Genomic DNA, 20874 nt, shown 5'->3' with positions numbered 1-20874 from the left:
AAGCGCCACGTTGCCCGAATGGGCTAAAGGCGGTCAGGTTTCGGTAAACGATATGACAGGAACACAGGACGTAACCAGGGGGAGCGATGCCAACGAAAGGCGGCAGATCTCTAAGCTGTGTCGGGTTTCGCCTACTTCTGACTTGTAGCTTTTTTTTGAAGCTCGTCAGGAGGGGCGGAGCCTTTGGAAAAAGGCGACTTACGCCGCCTTTCATGCTTTTATCGCTCATAAATCGGTATTAGTAGCAGGACTACAACGGACATAGATTGAAGTCCTGTTATGGCAAAATGCATCCATCTATAGGAACTTGAACGATCTTTAGTCTCGTACACACCTCTTATCATTATCGGCTTTTGCATTAACATGATTATCAAAATACCGAGCATATTTGTAATGAAAGAGGTAAAAGCGGGTATACCTATGAACATTAATCCTCTGCGCGATAGCTCCGCAGCTATTGCTACCACAGCAACTAATTTCAGTGGCTGTACGGCATGTTTGAAAATATAGCGTTCAAATTTTTCTATCATTTATAGTCCTCCCCACGATTCCAACGGTCCTCCCAGTGCTCAAGATAAGGTTTTGCCAGCTGGGGCATGTTCCAGATCACCACCGCGTTTTCCGAGTTTTTAGATTCTGCTGCTTTGGTGTAGTTGAAGCTGCCCGTCTGAACTGACCGTTCATCAATAATCATCACCTTGTCATGCTGGATAGGAAAGTCGCTATCCACCCGCAGCGGGATCTCGTTTTTCACAATGTACTTCATCGCACGGTGGCTTACGTCATTACGATTGCCGCGTTCGTCGATAACGATTTTCACATCGACACCGCGATTTTTAGCTTTGACCAGCGCCTGCATTATATCCATCGCGGTAAAGCTATAAGCCATCATTCGGATCGAGGATTGCGCGGAGTCGATAGCGCCAATTACCAACGTTTGAGCGCTACCTTCAGGAGAAAACCCGACCTGTACCGATGGCGAATCGGCGGCTATTGAGGGCAGGGAGGAAAAGGCCAGAACCCCCGTCAGGAATATGATTGCTCCTTTTTTCACTTTATCCCTCCATTCATGCACTCATACTTATATTCTGGCGAATAGTAGATTTCGCGAATCTTCCTTTTCGCCATGAAAACGACCACATCAATAGTGGAGTGCAGCAGGCGCATAATGTCAGAAATATCCAGCATACGGCCCACTTCGGTAGCTTTAACCATCAACCCTATACGGGTGAAGGCATCCATCGCCGAGTTAGCATGTGTGGAGGTTAAGCCGCCAGGGTGTCCGGTATTCAACGCCTGAAGGTAATCCCATGCAGCATCATCCCTCAGCTCTGTCATGAAGATACGATCTGGTGTCAGGCGCATACAGGCTTTAAGGCACTGCGTCGGCGTAGCCAGCCCTGGTTTATCTTTACCGCCATATTTCATATAAACGGCTTCTTCCAGGTGGGTAGCTTCAACTTCGTGAGCATCCTCCATGATTATCACGCGTTCCTGCGGGCTAATGGCTTTGAGCAGGGCGCGGGTGAGTACCGTTTTCCCTGACCCGGTTTCTCCCACAACGACAACGGTTCGCTTTTTCCGTACCGCAGTAAGCAAAAATTCTTCCCGGCGTTTAGCCCGGTATAACTCTTTCAGCAGGAGATCGTCGTCGTCCAGCTCGCGCTTATGGCTGTCAATTTCCCGGCAAAACTCAAAGATACCTTCCTGGCTTAACGTCGCCAGGTCTTTATCCAGCGCGATATTTTTACGAAAAGCGATAGCGGCGGTGTTATCGATCACCGCAGGCGGTAAACAGATAATTCCCCTGGAACCGTCCGGTAACACCACGTCATTAATCATCTGGCGCGAAACGTTATTGGCGCTGGTTAATGCCGCAGTCAGGTTATCGATAAACGCGCCGGTAATGCTGTCGTTCTGGATGATTTTGCGGCCTTCGAATGTGTCACAAACCACCTCGTTATAACGGTTGATTCGGACTTCAAATACGCCCGGATCTTCGAAATACTCCCGCAGCGGCCCCAGCTGGTAATAAGCCGATGATTGATTCATGTAAGTTATCTCCTGCTACAAAGAACAGTGGGCCTTCCGGCCCACGTTGATTAGTTGTCTGCCAGTGAGTAAATATCACTGAAATCGAGGTCACGAACGACGTAGATACTGATTGCGTCGCCCTGCTGGTCGTAGAGTGTTGGCGGGATGTTAATCGTGGCTCTCAGTGCTTCAGAGGCCAGTTCCTGCGAGTTGTTTTGCGTATTACTAAACTGGATATTATTGCCGTTTTGAGCTGCGGCCACGCCAGCCTGAAGCGCGTCAGACAGGACGGAAATGAACACGGCCCCTTCGAAGCGATCCCAAAAGTGGGAGTCAACCTGTCCGGGAACACCGGAACTACCGAGAGAGTTGGTCCCGGCGCTATCCAGATTAACGAATGTGCCATCCGGGTTTACCACTCGCTCCCACAGCACAAAGACGCGAGCCTGACCATTTTTGAGGCCACCGTTCATCTGGCCCGTAACAAATGCGCCTTTGTCGATCAGCTTCACCAACCCATCGAGGGAATACACATCACGCGTCACCCGGCAGGACACCATGCCGGGAACGGTCGTATCCAGCTCCGTAGACGTGCCACACGGTATCATCGTCCCTTTAGCAATGGTCATGCTCATATTTTGCATTACGCCCGCTCTGCTGCCTTTCAGGCGGGCAGGTGTAAGCTCTTTTGCTAACGCGCTGCTGCCTTCGCTGCCTTCGTCGCTTTGCTGCTCTTTTTTGGCCGGAGTCTGGCTACCGCCCTGCTCGCCGGAAAGATCGCCATCAAGACGGCGCTGCATGGCGACTTCTTCCGGTGTCAGCTGCTTCTTCCCGTTGCTGGCCCGGCCCGTGTTGCTATGACTGGCTTCATATTCCGCTCTGGCTTTATCCTGCATCGCCTTCTGATTAGCGTCAGGGGCCGCTGCCCCGCCAACGTTCGGGTTAGTGTTGAACTGATAGTTAGGCAGACTGCTAACCCCATCATTTTTATTACCGCTGTCAGCTTTGGCCGTGTCCGGCGCTTTGCGTGTGTGCGTGTAAATAGTGACGCCAACGAAGCACATGGCGATGATAGCCAGGATAGCAATAAAGGCTTTTAGCCCTGGTGCGGTGCGGCGTTTCTGTGCGGGCATTCCCCCGCGTTCATCGTTGAAGCTGTTGTTGTTATCCAGCTCGCTATCAATATCGACTTTACGGGCCATTAGTTATCCCCTCCTTTTTGCACCCTTCTTACATCCGGGGAGGCTGTGCCAGTGGAAATTGCGCCAGCTGAAGGCACGTAGTTGATATTTTTAATACCAACAACCTTTGTCCAGCCAAGCCTTACACGCCATTCTTTCGCTACGTTCTGGCATTCCAGAATGTTGTTATGTTCACCAACCGGGCGACAGTTAGGGAGCGTCTCTTTGCCGCTGGACGATATGTAATAAACCTGCGGTAAGTCGGCGTTTTCCGGGAACTCAAAGCGCGTGAAACGGTAGTTATCCCAAACATGGATCGGCTGAATATCTGCCATTTCCGGCTCGTCGCTCATTTCATACTGGTAGTTTTTAGGACCAGCGAAAGCAGACTCCCGTAGCTTCTCCGTCAGGCGCTTTTTCTCAGCCACGCTGGAGGCTTTTTTCTGCTCGTCAAACGGGTATTCATAGGTCAGCTGAAGCGTGGCCTGTTTCATTGACCACGGCGTTTTGATAAACGATTTTGTTTCTGTGCCGTCAGCGTTCTTTGTTGTCGTCTCACCGATATAGTGAAGCACGATGTTATAAGACCGTTTATCAGTAACGATGGTCAGGTTGGTATCACTCATTTCGGTCTTAGGTTTCACGAAATAGTGATTAAGTTTGTGTGAGAAAATCCAGCCAGCAGAATCACCGAAAGCGTGAGTGATATAGCTTTCATCCGGGGAAACGACGATATGCGTAAACAGGCCCGCTACCGCATCAATTCGCACCACATCGACCGGGTTATAAACTACCGTTTTGATACGGAAGTCATACGGTGAACTTTTCGGCGCTTGAAGCGCCGCTGCGTTGAATGTGGTCCCGGCCAGCGCCATTGCGATCACTGCGGATAAGACTACTTTTTTCATAGTACAGTCCTCAGTTCGACTCAGGGTTAACGCGGTAACTGGTGACGCGGAAGCCGAGCGGGTTGATGTAGCGCTGCGAGGCGTTCATAGCCAGCGATTTGTACTCGTAGCCCAGGATGGCAATCCAGCGCTTCGGTGGATCGTCAAAGTTATTGCTACGAGAGCGGCGAACGGTCGTAAAGCGAATGGTCGCCACGCCATGCTCTCTATCGAGAATGGTTGAGTTGATGCTTACTCGCGTTGTCTCGCTGTCACCCAGGACCTTATCAATCCCTTGCTTACCCTTGAACCGGGAAAGGTAGGCTTCCGCCACGTTCGGCGTGGACATTAAACCTACGGCGTCATAGTCCACTTGCAGGGAATAAAAATCGTAGGATTCTCGGTGGATAACGTATTGAGTCAGGAAATACTTATCAATTTCGTCGCCATAGGTGGCATCGTCACGCGTCAGCTTAACCTGTGATACCTCGTGATTGCTGGGGTTCAGCGTCAACAGGAACGGCGGTATTGGCTGGCTGTAGCGGTAATTCACAAAGGTAGCATTACCGATTGCCACAACCGCTACAACGGATGCGACCGCGGCGACTATCCACGCCGTGCGGCGTGAAGATAACACTTCGTTCATAACGTCCACTTCCAGCCCTTTACGGCTTTCGTTGAACTCTTTGATGGCCTCTTTGGTCAGCCCTTTCTTTTTCTCTCTCATAACAACCACCTTATCCCTGTGTATCTACTGGAAGCGTTTTATTGACTGGCACGGTGTGGCTCCAGTCCGGCTCCGGCGGTGGCTTGAAACTGCTGGAACATGCCCCTAACAACAACACCCCTAAAAGTACGATTGCGCGCATAGTTTCGACCTCATTTGTCCATTGCGTTCTATTATCTTATATCCGTGAAATTGCAATTTCAACGACTTTTGTTTATTTATGCTGCTTTTCCCCGGCTACCACGCGCCTTTCCTGTCAGACCTGAACCGCCAGCCCCTGCATTGCCGCTACTGCTGGCGCTTTGTCCACCGCCGCCGCCAGCTGCTGAAGGTCTTGCTGAAGGCTTCGCTCCACCAAAAATCCCATTAGAGGCAACATTACCCATCGTATTCATCGAGTGGCCCGCATGGCGGGCCGCAGAAGCTATATCAGCAGAAACACCGCTACCGAAATTCGACGCTACCGCTGGAACCTGGAACAACACATAGACGGAAACAATGGTGAGAATGACCAGTCCAATAGCCGTTGATAAGGCATCAAAGCCTTCGCTGCCGTTAAGACCGGAAATCATTTTTGTAAAGAGGCTCATTAACAACCCAAATACGAGAGCCAAAAGAACTATGACCAAGCTGTAATTAATAACGGTCCCCATCCACTTAGCAAATATGCCTTTTGTTGGATTCCACAGGAGACAGAATATAGCTATTGGACCTAAACACAGGCTTATAGCCAGTAGCACTTTAGCCATAATTATAAAGGCAGAACCCAACCCACAAAGAACTACGGTCGCTGCTATTAGAATGAGTCCGATTACTGCGCTCATTATGCCGTTAGCGCTAATGCCAGCCCCTTCGAACGCTGTTTGTATTGCCGTTATAGACTGGTCTACCCCAGTATCAATAATGGCTGCCATCCCTGTGCTTGAGGTTTTATTTTGAGTCACCAATATTGAAGCAAAATTATCAGGCAGGGTTAAAGCCAAATGCACAAGGTCGGTTTGATATAACCCGCCAGCCGTTGCAAAACTCAAAACAACAGCCGCTTTCATATATTGTGTAATTAAATCCCCAAGCGCCTCCCCGCCCCCTCCGGGGCTAAGAGCGGAATATGCACCTTGAGCCATAAACTTGATGGTCAAAAATATTGCAACCGTTGGTGTGACGGTTGCAATGATGGTTGTTACGTTGGTATCAACCATCATATTTATCAGATCATCAATTATGTCAAATATCTGCTGAACAGTATTAAATGCCATAACTACACCCTGAAATTTAGTTTAACTTCGGCACGCTATGAGAGTTATCTTTCCCATGAACAAAAAGTTCAGTCTCTGCGTCTCTTGCATTTTTACAATCAGCATCCTGCAAGGATTCAGCGTTCTTTTTGCATTCAACAAGCATTTGTTTTCGCTCTGTCTCATGCGACTTATACCAATCTTTGTCATGCTCAGGCTTACAACCAGCGAGAGCGGAAACACCGATAAAAACTAAAGCTACTTTTAAAGTCGTTTTCATATAATCACCTTATTTCAACGGAGCGGGGTTATGACCACCATCAGAACCATAAATAAAATTACCTACGGCGCGTTCTCTTTGAGCTTCATACAACTTATCTTGTGATTCCTGAAGCATACTCATGAGCTTCAGTTTCGCTTGCTCGCCCTGAATTGCGCCTTGCGCGGTTTGAATGCGAGCCTGAAGATCAGCAACTTCCTTTACATCTTTAGTTGTGGAAATCTGCTCGGTTAGTGCTTGCATATCACTTAATTCCTGCATCTGATTGTTATATGCCTTTTCAGCTATAACACGGTCATATGCTCCTTTCTCGGCCAACTTTTTATTTAGAGCTTTAATTGCATCAGAAGGATTCATATCATCAACTTCCGAATTAAAGTCACCAACCATACTTTGAACATCACCAGTTACGGACGATGATGAGTTCATGGCATCGCTATAAACTTTCTTCCAGTCGTCAGGAAGATTTTTAGCGAGGGCACTTGTAGACGAACCCAACAAATTCCCAATATCAGTAGTTTTTGTCAGACTTTTATAAGTCGCCTCTTGGGTTGCCAGTTGTTGCTTTAACTGTTCTATTTGGTCAAGCATTTTAGCCACGCCAGTCGGATCGTAGACCACAACACCAGTACCCTCTATAGCAGAAGCCGTACCAATGGTTCCCGCACCTAACAGCCCAGCCAGTGCAATAGCAATTAACTTCGCTTTCATAACATCATCCTCTAATTAATGACGGCAAAGACGCCAATATTCTTCGATCCAGTTTTCGGGTTCTGGACCATATTTACCTATCAATTCCTCGGCCAACTCGGCATTTTGCGGCTCACCGGAAAGGATGCTGATAATGTTGTTCTTCTCGATTTCATCCCGTTCAGGCGTATTACTACCGTTGATATTCAGGTTGAATGTAGCGAGCGCTGACTGTGACCCTTGCTTAACCAAAAACTGGCGCGAGTGCTCAGGGATTTTGGACATTACTTCAAACTCCGCATCGGTCAGGAAGGAGTAGTCCTTACGGCTGGCATCAGGATCGCGCAGGCAGATTTTTGATGGCGTTTGCGACATCACCGTTTTACCAATGCTGCTTGCGAGCGCGTCATTTGGCTCTTGCGTGGAAAACAAATAAATCGCATCTTTCTTACGGTCTGTTTTAATGCCACGCTTTATTTCCAGCTTTAAAACAGGATCGTCAAGATAAGCATGAAATTCATCGAAACACTGAATAACACGGCGCTTTCCGTCAATTGAATTACGAATACGATAAAGCAAGTACATTAACAATGGCGTTCTGGCCGGGCTGGGAATCTCACCTTCCGCAGCAATAAACTCCGTCAGGTCGAAGCCGAAAATATCATGAGCATCGAGATCTAACGCATCTTCACCATTATCAAAAAGCCAGCCGTATTGGCCGTCATTCGTCCAGTCATTAATCAGGTCTTTGAGATATGGGTGCGTGATGTACCCTTTCAGTCGGGTAATATCTCTGGCCTCAACAGGGATTAAAGAGTGTTCGCCCATGACAGCATCCACAGCCTTATTGAGTTCCATCCCCATATCTTTATCTAATGGGCCGTTATTTGTAATTTCAGCACAGACACGCATAATATTTTTAGTGGTCGCAATATTACGCGGTGTGCCTTTCTGTTTGAGCGGTGAGAAGTTAGTTTTTACGCCCTGCTGTAAAACTTTATAGTAGCCGCCGACACTGCGAATAAACGGCTCCATTCCCCGGTCACGGTCATAGCAGAACATACGCGGATTAAACTTCATGCACTGGCATAACAGGAAATCCAGCAGCGTAGTTTTACCTTCACCAGACGTACCTGTAAGCAACATATGCCCCAGCGGGCGCTTTCCGATTGAGCGTTCTTCCAGTGGGGTGACGTGGAAGTTAAAATACAGCGGTGTACCGTTCGCGGTGCGGAACATCGTCACAGCCGGACCCCACGGATTATTGTCCGGTTTGCCGCGCATAAAATTATGGTACGGGGAGAAATGGAAGAAATTCCATGAGTTAATCGGCGTCGGGCGTGGCGCCCATTTCTGATTACCCGGAATCTTCGCAAAGTAAGCCGCTTCAGAGGCCAGCCCTACGCCGCCCCCCACGAAGCCACACTGACTTAGCATGACTTTAGCTTTACGGGCCTTGCGCTGCACTGCTCGCTGATCGGTATCGAAAACGTGAATAGTGGCATGGTGATAGCCCATCACAATTTCTTTAGAAAGCAGCATATCCAGCGCTGTATTCAACTGTTCAAGCTGGGACTGGCTTCTGTCGCCAGTTTCCATCATGGACTTCTCCTGGCGCTCCAGAAGCGTTTTAGCTGAAGCCTCGGATATGCAAGAAAATGTTTGAGTCAGCAGATATTCAAAATCAGCTTCTTTCAGCAAATTAAACTGACCCGGTTCCGTGTTTTTTTCGTAATCACGGATTTCGATAGCTGTAGTATAAAAATTGCTGTCCAGCGTTCTGACCTGAACAATATCCCCCCATACAGAACTGACAACACGGTTTTCCATGATGTAAGAACCGATACGGTCACGGCAAACAGGAACAATGGACCATTCCAGATTTACCAGAAAATAAAGAAACTCCAGCGCTTTAGAATAAGCGTGAGCAGTCGGCGGGACGGTATCAGCGACGTTGAGCATTACCGGTTCGTCGAAAATATCTGCTTCGTCTACTTCAAGCAGCGACTGTTTTTCTTCAGCGTCAGTTAGCGCTATTTCCTCACCGTTTTTATCCCGGTAATAAATACCCAGGCGCTTGATGCCATAGCCCTTCATCCCCTCCATGATCTGCTCACAGACTTCTTCCATTCCGGTGAAGGCTTCAGCCTGCATTTGAGCCAACTCGTCAGCTGACGGTCGCTCAAACTTAGCCAGGAACTTCTGCGTCTTATCGCCTATCTGGCGATAAAGCACCGTCAGGTACAGGTCATTAACCATCTGGTTAGACCCCGTTTGCAGGCGGCGGTTGTATTCATCCAGGTAGCGTGGGAAGAATTGAGTAAACTCAGAGTCAGGATACTCTTTAGACTGGTGATGATACTCGTGTGACCAGACCTCTACGTGGTCAGTCCCGAAGGATTTAATCAACGTATTAAGATCATCGTTCCATGTAATCAGCTCACGGTCAGAGGCACAGTCATGTGTCCGGCCATCGACTTTAAAGAATGCAAGCAGATCGCCATTACGCATCGAGATAATATAATCATCAAGGTGCTGGCTATGCTGCAAATACTTTTCATTAACGCTCGGCTCGTCTCTGAACGTTTTAGGTTTAAGCAATGCCACCATTTATTTCAGCTCCTTTTTCTTGTAATCCACAGGGGAATAACTTGAACCACTCCATTGTTTAAATGGCGTGTCGTGTGCATTACGAAACTTAGTCTGTAGCCATAATGAAAGGATGCGAAACATACGGTCGTCGTATTTAGTTAGCGCTGCTGCAATTGACCACAGAACCGCAAATACAAGGAGTGACCATAAATGTAACGTCATAAACAGCGTGGCCGAGATCATGAAGATAACCAGCGCCACAGTACGCGGAACGCCAGCAAGCCGGGGGACGCGTGTTGCACCTTTAAATAATGGCCGTTGTCCATTTTCAAACATAAAACCTCACTTAATGGGGGATGTACTCCCCCCCATTAATCAGCTGCCGATACCAGTCAGGGATACCAGATATGATGCGGAGCCAATGCCAACCATTGCGATTGCGAGACGGAACATAAAACCAGCGGAAATAAGATGGAACAGCCAAACGAGGAACGACACGATCACGCCGATAGTACAGGCGATAGGAATCCAGGTATCCAGCCATGACTTGATGTTGTTACCTGTACTGGCCCCGGTGTCTGCCCCGCCAGCTGCGAGGGCCAGTTCTGGCGCTGCGATACATAACAGCGCAACCAGCAGCGCAAACCCGTTATTTTTGAAAAAAGTAACCATATATACCTCTACCTTTCCTTTGTTGATTTCAATATCAATCGGCACTCGCCGACATTGCACTTATCCAGAAGAAACTCCGTCAGGAGTCTCAGGTCTGCCCATGTGCGAAGTTCGTGATCTTTATTCAACCGAATGGAGCAACGAACCTCACCCAAATTTTCATCCTTTACGTCAAATATGGGATACCACTGCTTTAGTGAAATCCTTTCAATTACAACCTCCTGTATTTTTCCGGCTTCGCATAAATCAATTATTTGAGACTGCAACAGGAGATAGATTTTTGTCATTCATAACCTCACTCCCTTTTTGCTCTGCTTTGGTCAGAAACGCGTCAGTGTTATCCTGCGAAAACACATCACCACCACTATCACTTTCACCCGTAAACGCATCGTGCTCACCCTCAAAGGTTGCGCCCTTCGCACTCACAGGCTGGCTCTCCGCTTCCTCGTTCTGCCCATCAGGTAGCAACGTAGGGATCTTTAAATCAGACTGTTTAGCCACGTTAATTACTTTCGTGACATACCCGTTTGAAATCCCCCGCACTTGCGACCCGGTGTTGTAGCAGGACAGCGCGTGTCTTAATGCTATCTGGCCGGGCGGGTTGGATTTCAGGGCCGTACTATAACAGTCTTTTAAAATGGTCTGACTGGCGCGGAGATTGATGCAGGGTTTAAATACCTGCTCAACCGTGATACCTAACGAACTCAAATTGTTAGAATTAATCATCGCAAGCCCCATATCGATGCTTTCATCTTTCTTGAGGTTTTTGATTAGCCGGTTGGCAACTTCTACCGCTTCAGCTTCGGTTTGCGGTTGGCGTTTCAGGTTTGCGCCACGGTTAACGTTAATAAAATACGGGTTGTTCCCGGATTCATGGCCGACGATATAGGCCATTGTCAGCGGTGAAACGTCTGGTGCGCATCGGGCAGCAAGGCTGGCGATCGTATCCGAGGCAGAAGCCGCGTGAGCGCCCCCCTGAAAAGAAAGGCCGGAGATACATACCGCTATCAAGCACCATGATTTTTTCATTTTTGTATGTCCGTGTAATTGTAATTTTGACGACTTTTATTTATCATAAGGGCCAATAGAATCGTGTCAAGAGAAAAAGACGTTAAAGGGAAGAAACCTATGCTTGTTCCTTTGCAGTCGGAGAAGCGACCAAAAGGGACGCCTGTATACCGTGACCCGGAGAATCCATTTAACACCTGGAGCGGGTACGGAAAGCGCCCTGTCTGGTTACAGGAACGATTGAGTGATGGGTATCTTCTGGATGAAATGAAGCTGCCTGGTGCAGTGGTGGATCGGGATACCAAATCCCCTCGATACCGTGACCCGGCTAACCCGGCTAATACGTGGACTGGCGTTGGCCGTCGTCCTAAATGGTTAGTTGAGCTGCTGGAAAAAGGTGTGGATTTGGACGATCTGAAGATTCGAGAAAGGGAGTGAACGATGGGCAATGTAATTGAGTTTAAGAGGCTGAAAGGCGAAAGAAACCAAAAAGACAAAATGCCTAAAAGGGGGGTACTGCTGTGGTTCAAAAAGACTGCCCTGTCCCTCAAAAACAACCTCTTTACCTACTCTAAGTCATGTTGCTGTATTTGTTTGTTTTTTGTAAGCGCTGCGTCAAGAAAGCTATTGAAGTTGATCGCCACACTATCAATCGTGCTGTTTCTTGTCGAGTGGTTTATGGGCCGTTTGGGAGCGCCAGAGTTTTATAACCTGTTGTTCCTAATGGGATTGCTGTTGGTTATCAATGTGATTTCAACAAGCTGTATCAAATGGATAAGAGGGAACGTATGAGTAAGCTAAGAACCGTTGCAAAAATATTATTGATGTACTGCATCTTCAGTAGCGCCAGCGCCTTTGCGGAGGGAAATACTAAGGGTGATCCGTGTCTCGCGTTCACCTGTATGGCCGGAAAGTTACAAGGTAACGAGGCAACATCAGGCCCTGACTGTGTAATGGGCCGCCAGAGCTTCTTTGAGATACGAATTTACACCCCCTACTACAACCCCGACGCGACTGCTGCTGCTCGTAAAGTATTTCTAAGCACTTGCCCTATGACCACTATTTCAGAAAACAAAAACACACTGGAGCTGATTATTCAGCGATACGGACGTTCATTTCAGGAGTAACACATGAAGAAACTAATCCCAGCTATCATTGCCGCCGCCCTGCTCTCCGGGTGCGCCACTCAGAACGACGCGGTAGCACTCTCAAATCGAATCAGCGATCAGCAGAAGCAAATCAACGCGCTTTCCGTTCGCCTCCAGTCTGCCGAGCATCGCTTGAGTCAGCAGGAGTCAGCTTTTCGCTCAGAACAAACGCAGAACAGCAGCTACTGCTACCTGAACGGCGTCAAATACTCTCAGGGATCGGTGTTCGCTGGCCGTATCTGTGATGGCAGTTCCGGCAGTGTAGCCTGGCGTCTTTACTCCCACCGCTAATAAGCAAGGCTTCCGGGCTTGCCCCGGAAGCGCTTCCTCCAGACATGGATATTGAGCTGCACAATCCATGTTTATCACAATAATCATATTGTTAAAGAGCATAAAAAAGTCGCCATGAAGGCGACTTAAATGAGCTTGAATCGTGCATATTTTATTTTTGTAAGTGCCCTGGTGCTGTATTCAGGGTGAATATTTGCACTATATAGGCACTATCTGCAACCACTTTAATCTATCTGACAGCCACATACACTGCTTGCACCTGTAACTGTGTGGAAACGGATGTAATGGCCGAACCCTATTTAAAAAATCGCCGACGCTTCACCTCGTCCCTTGATAATCAACTTGTCCCATTGTTTGACGCGCTAGCGGCCAAAACGCGGATACCTAAAAGCCGCCTGCTCGATGAAGCTATAGAGGATTTGCTGGTCAAACACGGCGTTCCTGGTAAAAAGGTCGATAGCCAGAATTAACTTTTGCTCACCCGCGTAACCGTCCGTTCCGATACGCCAGCGAGTCTGGCCGTCTCGCTGATAGATTTCCCCTGGTGCCGCAAAGAACGGATCAGGTCATGCTTATTCTGGTCGGGCATCCGGCCACGATAAACCCCCTTCTGTTTGGCTTTCTTTACGCCTTCCTGCTGGCGACGGCGGCGATCTGTATAGTCTTTTCGGGCGATGGCCGCGAGCATATCAAGCATCATGCTATTGATGGCCGTCAGCATACTCCGTGTAAATTCATCGCTACCGTGGGGCATTAACGCCGCGTAGCTGGTTGGCAGGTCCAGACTGATAATCGCCAGGTTCTTTTCCTGCATCATTCGCTTCAGCTGCTGCCAGCCTTCATCATCCAGGCGTGAAAGGCGGTCTACCTGCTCAATCAGGATAAGATCGCCCTTCTCAGCATCACTTAGCAGGCGCATAAGCTCAGGGCGTTGCAGGGACGCGCCAGACGCATTCTCAACGTACCATCCGGCTACCCGGTGATTATGCTCAAGCGCAAAGGCTTTAAGCCTCTGCTGGGCGCGTGACGCATCCTGATCGTGCGCAGAAGCCCGGAGGTATCCAAATATGTACATGACCGCCTCTTATGTCATTAGGGTTATGTCACTATAACCTATGTCATTAGAGTTATGCCATTAAGGCGCGAGGGGAAGGATTCAGAGGGTGACAGAAGGGTATACTCATAAGACATAGCTGATAGTTGCTATCTACCAGCTACCAGCTACCAGCTACCAGCTATGCGTGACAGTCACGATAGAAAATCAGATGTAGTTTTGGATCTTGAACTGACGGATAAATTCACGCGATTTGAAATACTTTCCACGCGGTAGTTTTTCACCAACCGAGCGTTTATCTGCCCATGCTTCAAATGCTGGACATGCGCCTTTTAAAACTGATGGTAGATAAATCCGTGTTGGAGCATTTCTCATTGATGTACGCAGAAGCAAAGTGGCATCTTCGATATTAAAACTATCATCAATACTGATAACTCTTTCTGACACATCCTCAATTTTGATTTTTGAGGTATCGATGGTCATTCCGTCTTTGGCCTTCCCCACAACACAAATATTTCTATTCTGCTGGCGTTCTGTCATAGCTTCCTCCTGTTGAAATTAACACTACCGTACAGCCAATAATCAACTATAGAAAGGCTGTGATTGCTCAATTAGTCACGTTTGTTATTGGCGTGGGTATCGGAGAGCAAATCAGCAATGATTTTCCCCATGCATAAACTTTTTCTGCCATGAGGTCGAACATGCACTATATCAGTGCCATCTATGCGCTTTTCTATCACTGCATAATGTTTGTAATCAAAAAGCCAGGTTGTGCCTGTGTCACTAAAGGGTTCTTGTTGTCTCATATGCCATCTACCTCTATACCAATCACTATATTTTACATATCGTGACCATCACGATTACCGACGCTGTACTGATTATTATTCGTCTGTTATACGGAAGTCTCCCATGTATACCCGCCCTTACCTACCGCCGTGATCATTTTTGCTTTCCGGGCCGGTCCTACTTCGCCGATAAAGATAAAGTTAACTTTGCTGCTAGCCATTGCATTCACGAATCGAGTGATCATACAGCTACAGTTATGGGCATGTTCTACAAAGACAACGTTCCTGCCCTCGTCAAAAAAAGACTTAAATAGATGCAATCTAGTATCTTCACTGATCCGACCATTATCTTCATCTTCAACTAAAAAGTTTTCGGCCATATCATCCGAGATGCACCTTAAAAGGCTATCTTTGAAATTAGTTTTACCCGTCGCCGTATTGCCATATACGCACGTCATTACGGGCTGATTTGCTGCCAGATAAGCCGCGTATTCTTCTGGTTCAATGGTTCCAAAATCAGTAATAGTGCCGTCCTTGCTCCAGCTCATAACCCCATAGTTAGGCTTAAATCCATTAATGTTCCGCAAATCATCATCCGTAAGCGTTTTAGCGCCTCTCTCGATCAATAAGCGAATGACATCAGTTTCTTTCACCAATTTTCCGTTAAGTTCAATAGCTCTAACCGTAACACTTTCGACAGTGTTCCATGATGTTGTATCAATGTGCTTAGTTGGCATAGCCTCAACCCTATTCATCTAAATATTTAGATTATAAATTATTAGATGATATTTAAGCGGTCAAGCTAAATTAACCCTACATGCAAGAAATTACAAAGTAAACCATAGTCACCTTTTTTTTTACTGGTAATTACTAATACTGCATGATAGTGTTCCCTCACTGTTACATGACTGCGGAAAATGACAATGGCAGAGGACAGCAAACAGCTAACCAAAAGGCAGCAGAAAGCCATCGATACAGCGGCTCTAATCCGGCAGGAACCGCCGCAGGGTGATGATATGGCGTTCACTCACTCCATTCTGTGCCAGGTCGGTTTGCCTCGTTCTAAAGTGGCCGGGCGCGAGTTTATGCGCCGCTCTGGTGATGCCTGGCTTGTTGTCCAGGCCGGATGGCTGGATGAAGGTAATGGCCCGGTAGAGCAGCCGCTACCTTATGGGGCTATGCCGCGACTCACGTTCGCCTGGATTTCATCGTATGCACTGCGCAACAAAACAAGGGAAATTTCCATCGGCCATAGCGCTAATGAGTTTCTTCACCTTATGGGGATGGACTCACAGGGAACCCGTCATAAAACGCTGCGTACACAAATGCAGGCACTGGCCGCGTGTCGTTTGCAGCTGGGCTTTAAGGGCCGGACCTATAACGGCCAGCCCGTCGAACAGTTTGATGCCTGGATCAAAGATGGTGACGCGAAGCAGCTCACGCTATGGCCGGGAACACTCACCCTGTCCGAAGGCTATTATAACGGCCTGATAGACAGCGCCGTTCCGCTCGACAACAGAGCGTTACATGTGCTGAAAGGCTCTGCACTGGCACTTGATATATACGCGTGGCTTGCTCACCGTCTCCACCGCATTGAGGGCCGTCCGGTTATTTTGTACTGGATGAAGCTACGAGAGCAGTTCGCCCAGGAATACAGCGGGAAGAATGCCGACAAGGATTTTAAACGGGCATTCATGCCAGCGCTGAAACAGGTGCTTTCAGTATACCCGGCGGCGAAGGTTGAGCAGGTTAAAGGCGGCTTATTGCTGTATTGTTCTCCTCCCCCTATTCCGTACAAATCGTGAAAAAGGCCCCGTGCGGGCCTTTTGTTTTTGTGGATAACCCTGTTTATTCAGCAAGTTATCCACGTTAAATCGCCCCCCCTCAACTGCGTTAAATCACCCCCCCTACTGCGTTAAATCGCCCCCCTCAGCTGCGTTAAATTACCCCCCCTAACCCACGTTATATTGCCCCCCCCCTAAACCTGTAAGGTGATCCTTTATGTTTTTCCTTTAATTTCTACCTATAACAGATCCTATAATTACCCGGTGCAATATGTGGAAAACGAGTGTCAGAGCGTGACTGTAACGGCGGTGGATATTACGCTTCCTCGACCTGACAGACTCGCCGCGTTGCGGCTCCCTAATCAGGTCTTGCGGCGAGCGTTGCGGGCGCTCTTTCAAAAGCTATTACTTTCGCTATAATCCAGAACTATCAGCATTTCCTTCGCTGATTCACCCGGAGGCCAGTTGCTGCCGCGACGGCCTCCCCCCTTCGTTTTATTAGTTCAATAGAGTAAAATCATTATTTACTAACATTGACCGTTAGCGATGGCCGCTATATCATGGGCTAATCGTTATCAACCAGGAATGACAATGGCCCGCAAACAGACCCGCAGCATGACGCAAGAAGAATGGGATTTACTCTTGCCCGCAATGCAGACGTTTACCCATCTTTCTACCGAGATCGGTCACTCAGTGCTGGTTAATGGAGAAAGCAATAAAGACGTGGCTGAACGTGTCGGACGGACAAAGCAAAACGTAGGTTCCACCGTGAAACGTATTTGGGATCTGTATCAGTCCGTCACCATAGAGGCAGGCGGTGAGAAACTTCGTAAAGTGGATGTGTGGCTCCCTGAAGCAATGGCCCTGAAGGTGCTGAAGGAAGCCGAAAAATACGCCATCAACCAGAACAAAGCTGAACAACCCGAATAAGAAATAATAGTAAATATTTAGTTTACTTAGATTGACTACAACCCTTCAAATTGCGATAATTATTTCTCCGGGAAGCCCACAGCTTCCCATTATCAGGAGGATAAATTATGGCTTCACGCGGTGTTAACAAAGTAATTCTCGTTGGCAATTTAGGCCAGGACCCCGAAATGCGCTATATGCCTAATGGCGGCGCGGTCGCTAACCTGCGCCTTGCCACATCTGAATCATGGCGAGATAAGGCCACTGGCGAGCAGAAAGAAGTCACGGAATGGCATACGGTAGTTATCTTCGGCAAGCTGGCCGAGATTGCAGGCGAATACCTCCGCAAAGGTTCGCAGGTGTACATTGAAGGCCAGTTGCGCACCCGTAAATGGCAGGATAAGGACCAGCAAGATCGCTACTCAACGGAAATTGTGGTTAGCATGAACGGCGTTATGCAGATGCTGGGTGGTCGCCAGGGCGGCGGCGCTCCCGCTGGTCAGGGCGGTGGTTGGGGACAGCCACAACAACCACAGTTTAGCGGTGGTGGTGCGCCAGCTGCTGCACCGGGGGCGCAAGGGCAGCAACCACAACAGGGCGCGATGCCGGACTTTGAAGATGATATTCCATTTTGAAGATCACACTTCCCTTCCCTAACCATGCGATTCACGCGCTGTAATGAAAATAAAGCCCCGTCAGGGGCTTTTCTTATGAGGGCTGAAGTTCGGCCTTCTCGCAATGCTCCCCGCCGCAGAACACGACCAGACCCGGCTTACCCCACAGATTCACATGACACACCGGGCAGGTGTATTTTGCGCGGTTGGACTTGTTTACCGGGGTTTCTGGCGGCGGCGAAACAAACCTCATTGCCTCGATGATCTCATCGTCCAGTTCGCCGGGTTCGTCGGTGTAATCATCGTCCGGCTGATACTCCCCATCATCTTCATCATCGATGTAGCCCTTTCCGCTGGGTGATTGCGGCGCTCCGGGTTTTGGCTGATACGGAGGAAATCGGTCCATCCAGGACAGCTGGAAATTACGCGTCAACAGTTCATCACACGCCTGGTCAAACGGACCGCCGGTAATGATGTAGTGGGTCATGCTTTGCCCTACCTTCTTTCCCCCTGCTTGTCCTGTATCGGAGGGCATTAAACCGACTCTTTCCATCAACGCGGCCCATTCTTTATTGTGATAGCCACGTCTTCCGGCCTTGCCGAAATGAAACTGCCACTGGTGAACCATTTCATGCACCAGAGTGGATAACGTCGCCTTGATGGTGCGTATGGAGAAGTACACCGGGTTCATGGCTATTTCATCGACCATTTGCCCGCTCTCACGGCCAGCGAAGCGCTGAAACGAACAATAGCCGTAAGTGCGCTTTTCACGTTGCAGAGTGATCAGGCATGGCGGCAGCTCGTTATTAAAAAGCCGTTCATCAAAAAAATCATAGGCGTGCTGGAGTTCTTCGTAGGTTTCGGGTGTTGGCAATGTCATGTTGCTTTCCTTCTGTATTGCGCAATACAGAAAATATACGACTCCTTGTGAGTAAAGTCTAACAAAATATGTGTTTACTAATATTGACTTTGTGAGCAAAAAGAACGATACTTGTTTCATCAGGAGGCAATACCGCCCCCGGTAACACAGCCCAAAGCGGCAACCACGGAGTAAACACTATGTCTAATATCGTCACTGCAAAAATCTACGGCCCCGCTCAGAAAATGCGTTTCCTTCCTTACGCGTTCGCAGAGTTTTATCTTCAGGCAGAAAACTACGTTTGCAGCTTCATGAAAAAATACGCTGTTGGCTATGATGGCGGCTGCTGGGAGTACATCACATATGAAAACGGCGCGTGTGCGTTCATCGCGCCGGATGGCTACCAGCTCACGCTCCCTAACTATTTTGATGAACCAGTTAGTGCCAAAGAAGCCGGGATTATCGTTGCGCTGTATGCCTACAGCCACTTTTGCTGCGTGGCGTTTGAGCGTGGCTGGCAGCGTGTGAATGAGACGATGGCCGAGCGCTATCACACGCTGCGGGACTTTACCGAAACGCTCCCGCCAGAGTCACAGAGCCGTATTTTTCGGGCAATAGATTAACCAGGAGCGGCGGGCATTTGCCCGCCTTACTCGTTCAGGAAGAAATGCTGATGGTTACGACAGATGAAGTCTGGTTTCGGTATCTCGACTATTCGGGCCAGACAAAGGCGGTCCGGGTGGCATCCGTGCGGTTCTGGCCGGACATTCAGGAAACGATCTTTCCCCCTCTCCTGGTGCCGGAAGGCAAGCGCCGCGTTGTGCGCTGCCGCTGCGGGAGTAATGACTGGAATGAGGATGGCCGCTGGCTGGGTGAATACTGCTGCGCCAGCTGCGGGCAATACATACAGGTATTTGAGAAAAAGGACTGACATATGGCTTTCGACTTCAAAAAAGAGGATGCGGCCAAGTATGGCCGCGAGGTTTACCGGGCGTTTCGTAGTAAGGGCAATCACCGCTGGGATACGTGCGTTTTCGTGAATGAATCCGGGGCTTACTCTGCCGTGTTCCGGCACTCGTTCCGCAAAAAGGTTATCGAGGATGGCAAAGAGATCCGGCGCAACGTCATTGATGATGAAATCGTGGTGGCCGCGCCGGACGCGGGCAGTTTTACCAGGGCAAAATTCCCACAACTGGCCGACGCAAAGGAGCTGAAGCAATCCGGCTTTTTCGCCCGCTTACGGTTTCTTGCTGAAGCAGCTGCTTACCGTGAAGCGTGGCCGGGGCATGATGGCGGCGTGGTACTGATATGGGAAGGGAAAGCCTATGGCTGGAAAAATTGCCTGCGTGATGCCGGGTGTGAGCGCCCCGGCGCGATAGCGATCGACACTGACGGTCATGTTTTTATTGCTGAAGGCGGTAACGATTATGACGGCGCGAAATGCTGGGTAGCTATGCCATGTTAAAAGGCGGGGAGTGGTCCCCCCGCCTTTAGCTACGTTTCCGCGCTCATCAATCGACAAATTCGCGGATCAGTTCCAGGATTGCAATCACAGCGTTTGACACCGCGACTACCGCCCGCAGAACGACGATTAACACGTTAATCATCCGTTTGCTCCATACAGAGCCGGAACGTCGCTGATTGCCCTTACATTGCCTGTCACAGCGACTACCCAACGTCAATTGTTTGGTCGTTCCCGCTCCAGCCTGGGCATTGAAACAGCACCACCTGTTTTTCAACCAGGACTTTAATCCGTTCATGCCGCATAAGCGGGGAGCTGGAGCGAGGACGTTAACAGATTGACCCGCGCAGTATACCCTATTCCGCGTCGTTTGCATTTACGCTACCCATGACGTAATATTTCGTTGTCAATTGTTTGGTCGTTCCCGCCTCAGTCTGGGGCAAAACATTAAAGCCCGATCTCACCAGTCGGGTTTTTTTGTGCCTGTCGTTTACCTTTCCACGCTGGGCGTCGCCCTCCGGGCCGCTACGTTGTGCTGCGCATCGAGCCAGCCTTGCTGTCTCGCCCCTTCGGGCTTCCATCGCTGACGCATCAAAAATACTGAATGCCTGTTTTCCCTGCCCGCTGTCGCTAACTCACTGAAATAACGTAAAACCCGAAAC

31 protein-coding genes are annotated in these 20874 nt (G+C 48.9%); 11 read left to right on the top strand and 20 right to left on the bottom strand.

The genetic code is table 11. The features are described 5' to 3' along the window. Positions 1-218: 218 nt before the first annotated feature. The 14 genes from N6G83_RS51970 to N6G83_RS51910 all read right to left on the bottom strand — a co-directional run bounded on the left by N6G83_RS51970 (position 219) and on the right by N6G83_RS51910 (position 11327). Positions 219-530: a hypothetical protein gene (locus N6G83_RS51970; RefSeq protein ID WP_000570332.1), complete on the bottom strand. Its 312-nt coding sequence runs from the start codon at positions 528-530 to the stop codon at positions 219-221. Further along, positions 527-1054 (bottom strand): phospholipase D family protein, encoded by a 528-nt coding sequence (locus N6G83_RS51965; RefSeq protein WP_000715148.1) that lies wholly within the window; start codon positions 1052-1054, stop codon positions 527-529. The genes N6G83_RS51970 and N6G83_RS51965 overlap by 4 nt, the downstream gene beginning before the upstream one ends. Then, positions 1051-2052 (bottom strand): ATPase, T2SS/T4P/T4SS family, encoded by a 1002-nt coding sequence (locus N6G83_RS51960; RefSeq protein ID WP_001076634.1) that lies wholly within the window; start codon positions 2050-2052, stop codon positions 1051-1053. Before N6G83_RS51960 ends, N6G83_RS51965 begins: the two co-directional genes overlap by 4 nt. 50 nt (positions 2053-2102) lie before the next feature. After that, a complete protein-coding gene (gene virB10, locus N6G83_RS51955; RefSeq protein ID WP_000101920.1) occupies positions 2103-3236 on the bottom strand; it encodes a type IV secretion system protein VirB10 in 1134 nt (377 codons plus the stop codon). Then, on the bottom strand, positions 3236-4123 hold the full coding sequence (locus N6G83_RS51950) for a TrbG/VirB9 family P-type conjugative transfer protein (protein ID WP_000758230.1): 888 nt from the start codon (positions 4121-4123) through the stop codon (positions 3236-3238). Before N6G83_RS51950 ends, virB10 begins: the two co-directional genes overlap by 1 nt. Positions 4124-4133: 10 nt before the next feature. Further along, positions 4134-4829, bottom strand: a complete 696-nt coding sequence (locus tag N6G83_RS51945) for a type IV secretion system protein (protein ID WP_001208352.1) — start codon at positions 4827-4829, stop codon at positions 4134-4136. A 10-nt stretch (positions 4830-4839) separates the two neighbouring features. Continuing rightward, the gene (locus N6G83_RS55015) at positions 4840-4971 is read right to left on the bottom strand and encodes a hypothetical protein (protein ID WP_032493177.1); all 132 of its coding nucleotides are present in this window, start codon (positions 4969-4971) and stop codon (positions 4840-4842) included. Positions 4972-5047: 76 nt separating this feature from the next. Next, positions 5048-6085 carry a type IV secretion system protein gene (locus N6G83_RS51940; RefSeq protein WP_014014948.1) on the bottom strand — a complete coding sequence of 346 codons (1038 nt, stop codon included), beginning with the start codon at positions 6083-6085 and terminating at the stop codon, positions 5048-5050. Positions 6086-6101: 16 nt separating this feature from the next. Further along, positions 6102-6344, bottom strand: a complete 243-nt coding sequence (locus N6G83_RS51935; RefSeq protein WP_000858958.1) for an EexN family lipoprotein — start codon at positions 6342-6344, stop codon at positions 6102-6104. A 9-nt stretch (positions 6345-6353) separates the two neighbouring features. Then, positions 6354-7055, bottom strand: a complete 702-nt coding sequence (locus N6G83_RS51930) for a type IV secretion system protein (protein ID WP_014014949.1) — start codon at positions 7053-7055, stop codon at positions 6354-6356. Between the two features lie 15 nt (positions 7056-7070). Further along, complete coding sequence (locus N6G83_RS51925; protein ID WP_032493176.1) at positions 7071-9644, bottom strand: VirB4 family type IV secretion/conjugal transfer ATPase; 2574 nt, start codon at positions 9642-9644, stop codon at positions 7071-7073. After that, a complete protein-coding gene (locus N6G83_RS51920; protein WP_000462629.1) occupies positions 9645-9962 on the bottom strand; it encodes a type IV secretion system protein VirB3 in 318 nt (105 codons plus the stop codon). A gap of 39 nt (positions 9963-10001) precedes the next feature. Beyond that, positions 10002-10343 carry a TrbC/VirB2 family protein gene (locus tag N6G83_RS51915; RefSeq protein ID WP_001121032.1) on the bottom strand — a complete coding sequence of 114 codons (342 nt, stop codon included), beginning with the start codon at positions 10341-10343 and terminating at the stop codon, positions 10002-10004. A 201-nt stretch (positions 10344-10544) separates the two neighbouring features. Beyond that, positions 10545-11327: a lytic transglycosylase domain-containing protein gene (locus N6G83_RS51910; RefSeq protein ID WP_024562119.1), complete on the bottom strand. Its 783-nt coding sequence runs from the start codon at positions 11325-11327 to the stop codon at positions 10545-10547. 99 nt (positions 11328-11426) lie between these two features. On the opposite strand from N6G83_RS51910, the gene N6G83_RS51905 reads away from it, so the two are divergent. From N6G83_RS51905 to N6G83_RS51885, 5 genes are all read left to right on the top strand, one after another. After that, positions 11427-11744 carry an H-NS family nucleoid-associated regulatory protein gene (locus N6G83_RS51905; protein ID WP_000960955.1) on the top strand — a complete coding sequence of 106 codons (318 nt, stop codon included), beginning with the start codon at positions 11427-11429 and terminating at the stop codon, positions 11742-11744. 3 nt (positions 11745-11747) lie between these two features. Continuing rightward, positions 11748-12098: a hypothetical protein gene (locus N6G83_RS51900; RefSeq protein WP_024562120.1), complete on the top strand. Its 351-nt coding sequence runs from the start codon at positions 11748-11750 to the stop codon at positions 12096-12098. Next, positions 12095-12433: a hypothetical protein gene (locus tag N6G83_RS51895; RefSeq protein ID WP_032493175.1), complete on the top strand. Its 339-nt coding sequence runs from the start codon at positions 12095-12097 to the stop codon at positions 12431-12433. The genes N6G83_RS51900 and N6G83_RS51895 overlap by 4 nt, the downstream gene beginning before the upstream one ends. 3 nt (positions 12434-12436) lie before the next feature. Further along, entirely contained in the window at positions 12437-12745 is a 309-nt protein-coding gene (locus tag N6G83_RS51890) for a hypothetical protein (RefSeq protein WP_000733764.1), read from the top strand. 284 nt (positions 12746-13029) lie between these two features. Continuing rightward, positions 13030-13215, top strand: coding sequence for a ribbon-helix-helix domain-containing protein (locus N6G83_RS51885; protein ID WP_024562121.1), 186 nt, complete (start codon positions 13030-13032; stop codon positions 13213-13215). Here the strand turns inward: N6G83_RS51885 and N6G83_RS51880 are convergent. The 4 genes from N6G83_RS51880 to N6G83_RS51865 all read right to left on the bottom strand — a co-directional run bounded on the left by N6G83_RS51880 (position 13212) and on the right by N6G83_RS51865 (position 15321). Further along, complete coding sequence (locus N6G83_RS51880) at positions 13212-13820, bottom strand: recombinase family protein (protein ID WP_000275218.1); 609 nt, start codon at positions 13818-13820, stop codon at positions 13212-13214. The genes N6G83_RS51885 and N6G83_RS51880 overlap by 4 nt on opposite strands. 186 nt (positions 13821-14006) lie before the next feature. Then, a complete protein-coding gene (locus N6G83_RS51875; protein ID WP_045723726.1) occupies positions 14007-14339 on the bottom strand; it encodes a hypothetical protein in 333 nt (110 codons plus the stop codon). A 71-nt stretch (positions 14340-14410) separates the two neighbouring features. Further along, complete coding sequence (locus N6G83_RS51870; RefSeq protein ID WP_050136673.1) at positions 14411-14605, bottom strand: hypothetical protein; 195 nt, start codon at positions 14603-14605, stop codon at positions 14411-14413. An 86-nt stretch (positions 14606-14691) separates the two neighbouring features. After that, a complete protein-coding gene (locus N6G83_RS51865; RefSeq protein WP_064754415.1) occupies positions 14692-15321 on the bottom strand; it encodes a hypothetical protein in 630 nt (209 codons plus the stop codon). A 186-nt stretch (positions 15322-15507) separates the two neighbouring features. Here N6G83_RS51865 and N6G83_RS51860 point away from each other — a divergent pair, with 186 nt between their 5' ends. From N6G83_RS51860 to N6G83_RS51850, 3 genes are all read left to right on the top strand, one after another. After that, positions 15508-16389: a replication protein RepA gene (locus N6G83_RS51860; protein ID WP_040115094.1), complete on the top strand. Its 882-nt coding sequence runs from the start codon at positions 15508-15510 to the stop codon at positions 16387-16389. Positions 16390-16959: 570 nt separating this feature from the next. Beyond that, entirely contained in the window at positions 16960-17298 is a 339-nt protein-coding gene (locus tag N6G83_RS51855; protein WP_040115096.1) for a TrfB-related DNA-binding protein, read from the top strand. 107 nt (positions 17299-17405) lie between these two features. After that, positions 17406-17912: a single-stranded DNA-binding protein gene (locus tag N6G83_RS51850; protein ID WP_032493170.1), complete on the top strand. Its 507-nt coding sequence runs from the start codon at positions 17406-17408 to the stop codon at positions 17910-17912. Positions 17913-17985: 73 nt separating this feature from the next. Here N6G83_RS51850 and N6G83_RS51845 read toward each other — a convergent pair whose 3' ends face one another. Further along, positions 17986-18771 (bottom strand): SprT family zinc-dependent metalloprotease, encoded by a 786-nt coding sequence (locus N6G83_RS51845; RefSeq protein ID WP_032493169.1) that lies wholly within the window; start codon positions 18769-18771, stop codon positions 17986-17988. Between the two features lie 179 nt (positions 18772-18950). Between N6G83_RS51845 and N6G83_RS51840 the strand changes: the two genes are divergently transcribed. The 3 genes from N6G83_RS51840 to N6G83_RS51830 are packed head-to-tail and all read left to right on the top strand — an operon-like array spanning position 18951 to position 20215. Then, positions 18951-19373 carry an antirestriction protein gene (locus N6G83_RS51840; protein ID WP_032493167.1) on the top strand — a complete coding sequence of 141 codons (423 nt, stop codon included), beginning with the start codon at positions 18951-18953 and terminating at the stop codon, positions 19371-19373. A gap of 50 nt (positions 19374-19423) precedes the next feature. Further along, positions 19424-19681, top strand: coding sequence for a hypothetical protein (locus tag N6G83_RS51835; protein WP_032493190.1), 258 nt, complete (start codon positions 19424-19426; stop codon positions 19679-19681). A gap of 3 nt (positions 19682-19684) precedes the next feature. Next, the gene (locus tag N6G83_RS51830) at positions 19685-20215 is read left to right on the top strand and encodes a hypothetical protein (protein ID WP_024562318.1); all 531 of its coding nucleotides are present in this window, start codon (positions 19685-19687) and stop codon (positions 20213-20215) included. 46 nt (positions 20216-20261) lie between these two features. Here N6G83_RS51830 and dqlB read toward each other — a convergent pair whose 3' ends face one another. Continuing rightward, a complete protein-coding gene (gene dqlB / locus N6G83_RS54880) occupies positions 20262-20357 on the bottom strand; it encodes a DinQ-like type I toxin DqlB (RefSeq protein WP_024562317.1) in 96 nt (31 codons plus the stop codon). Positions 20358-20874: the final 517 nt, after the last annotated feature.

It is taken from the genome of Serratia sp. PL7 (assembly GCF_945957435.1).
Note: the sequence above shows the minus strand (reverse complement) of the source record. Positions and strands in the feature narration are given on the sequence as shown.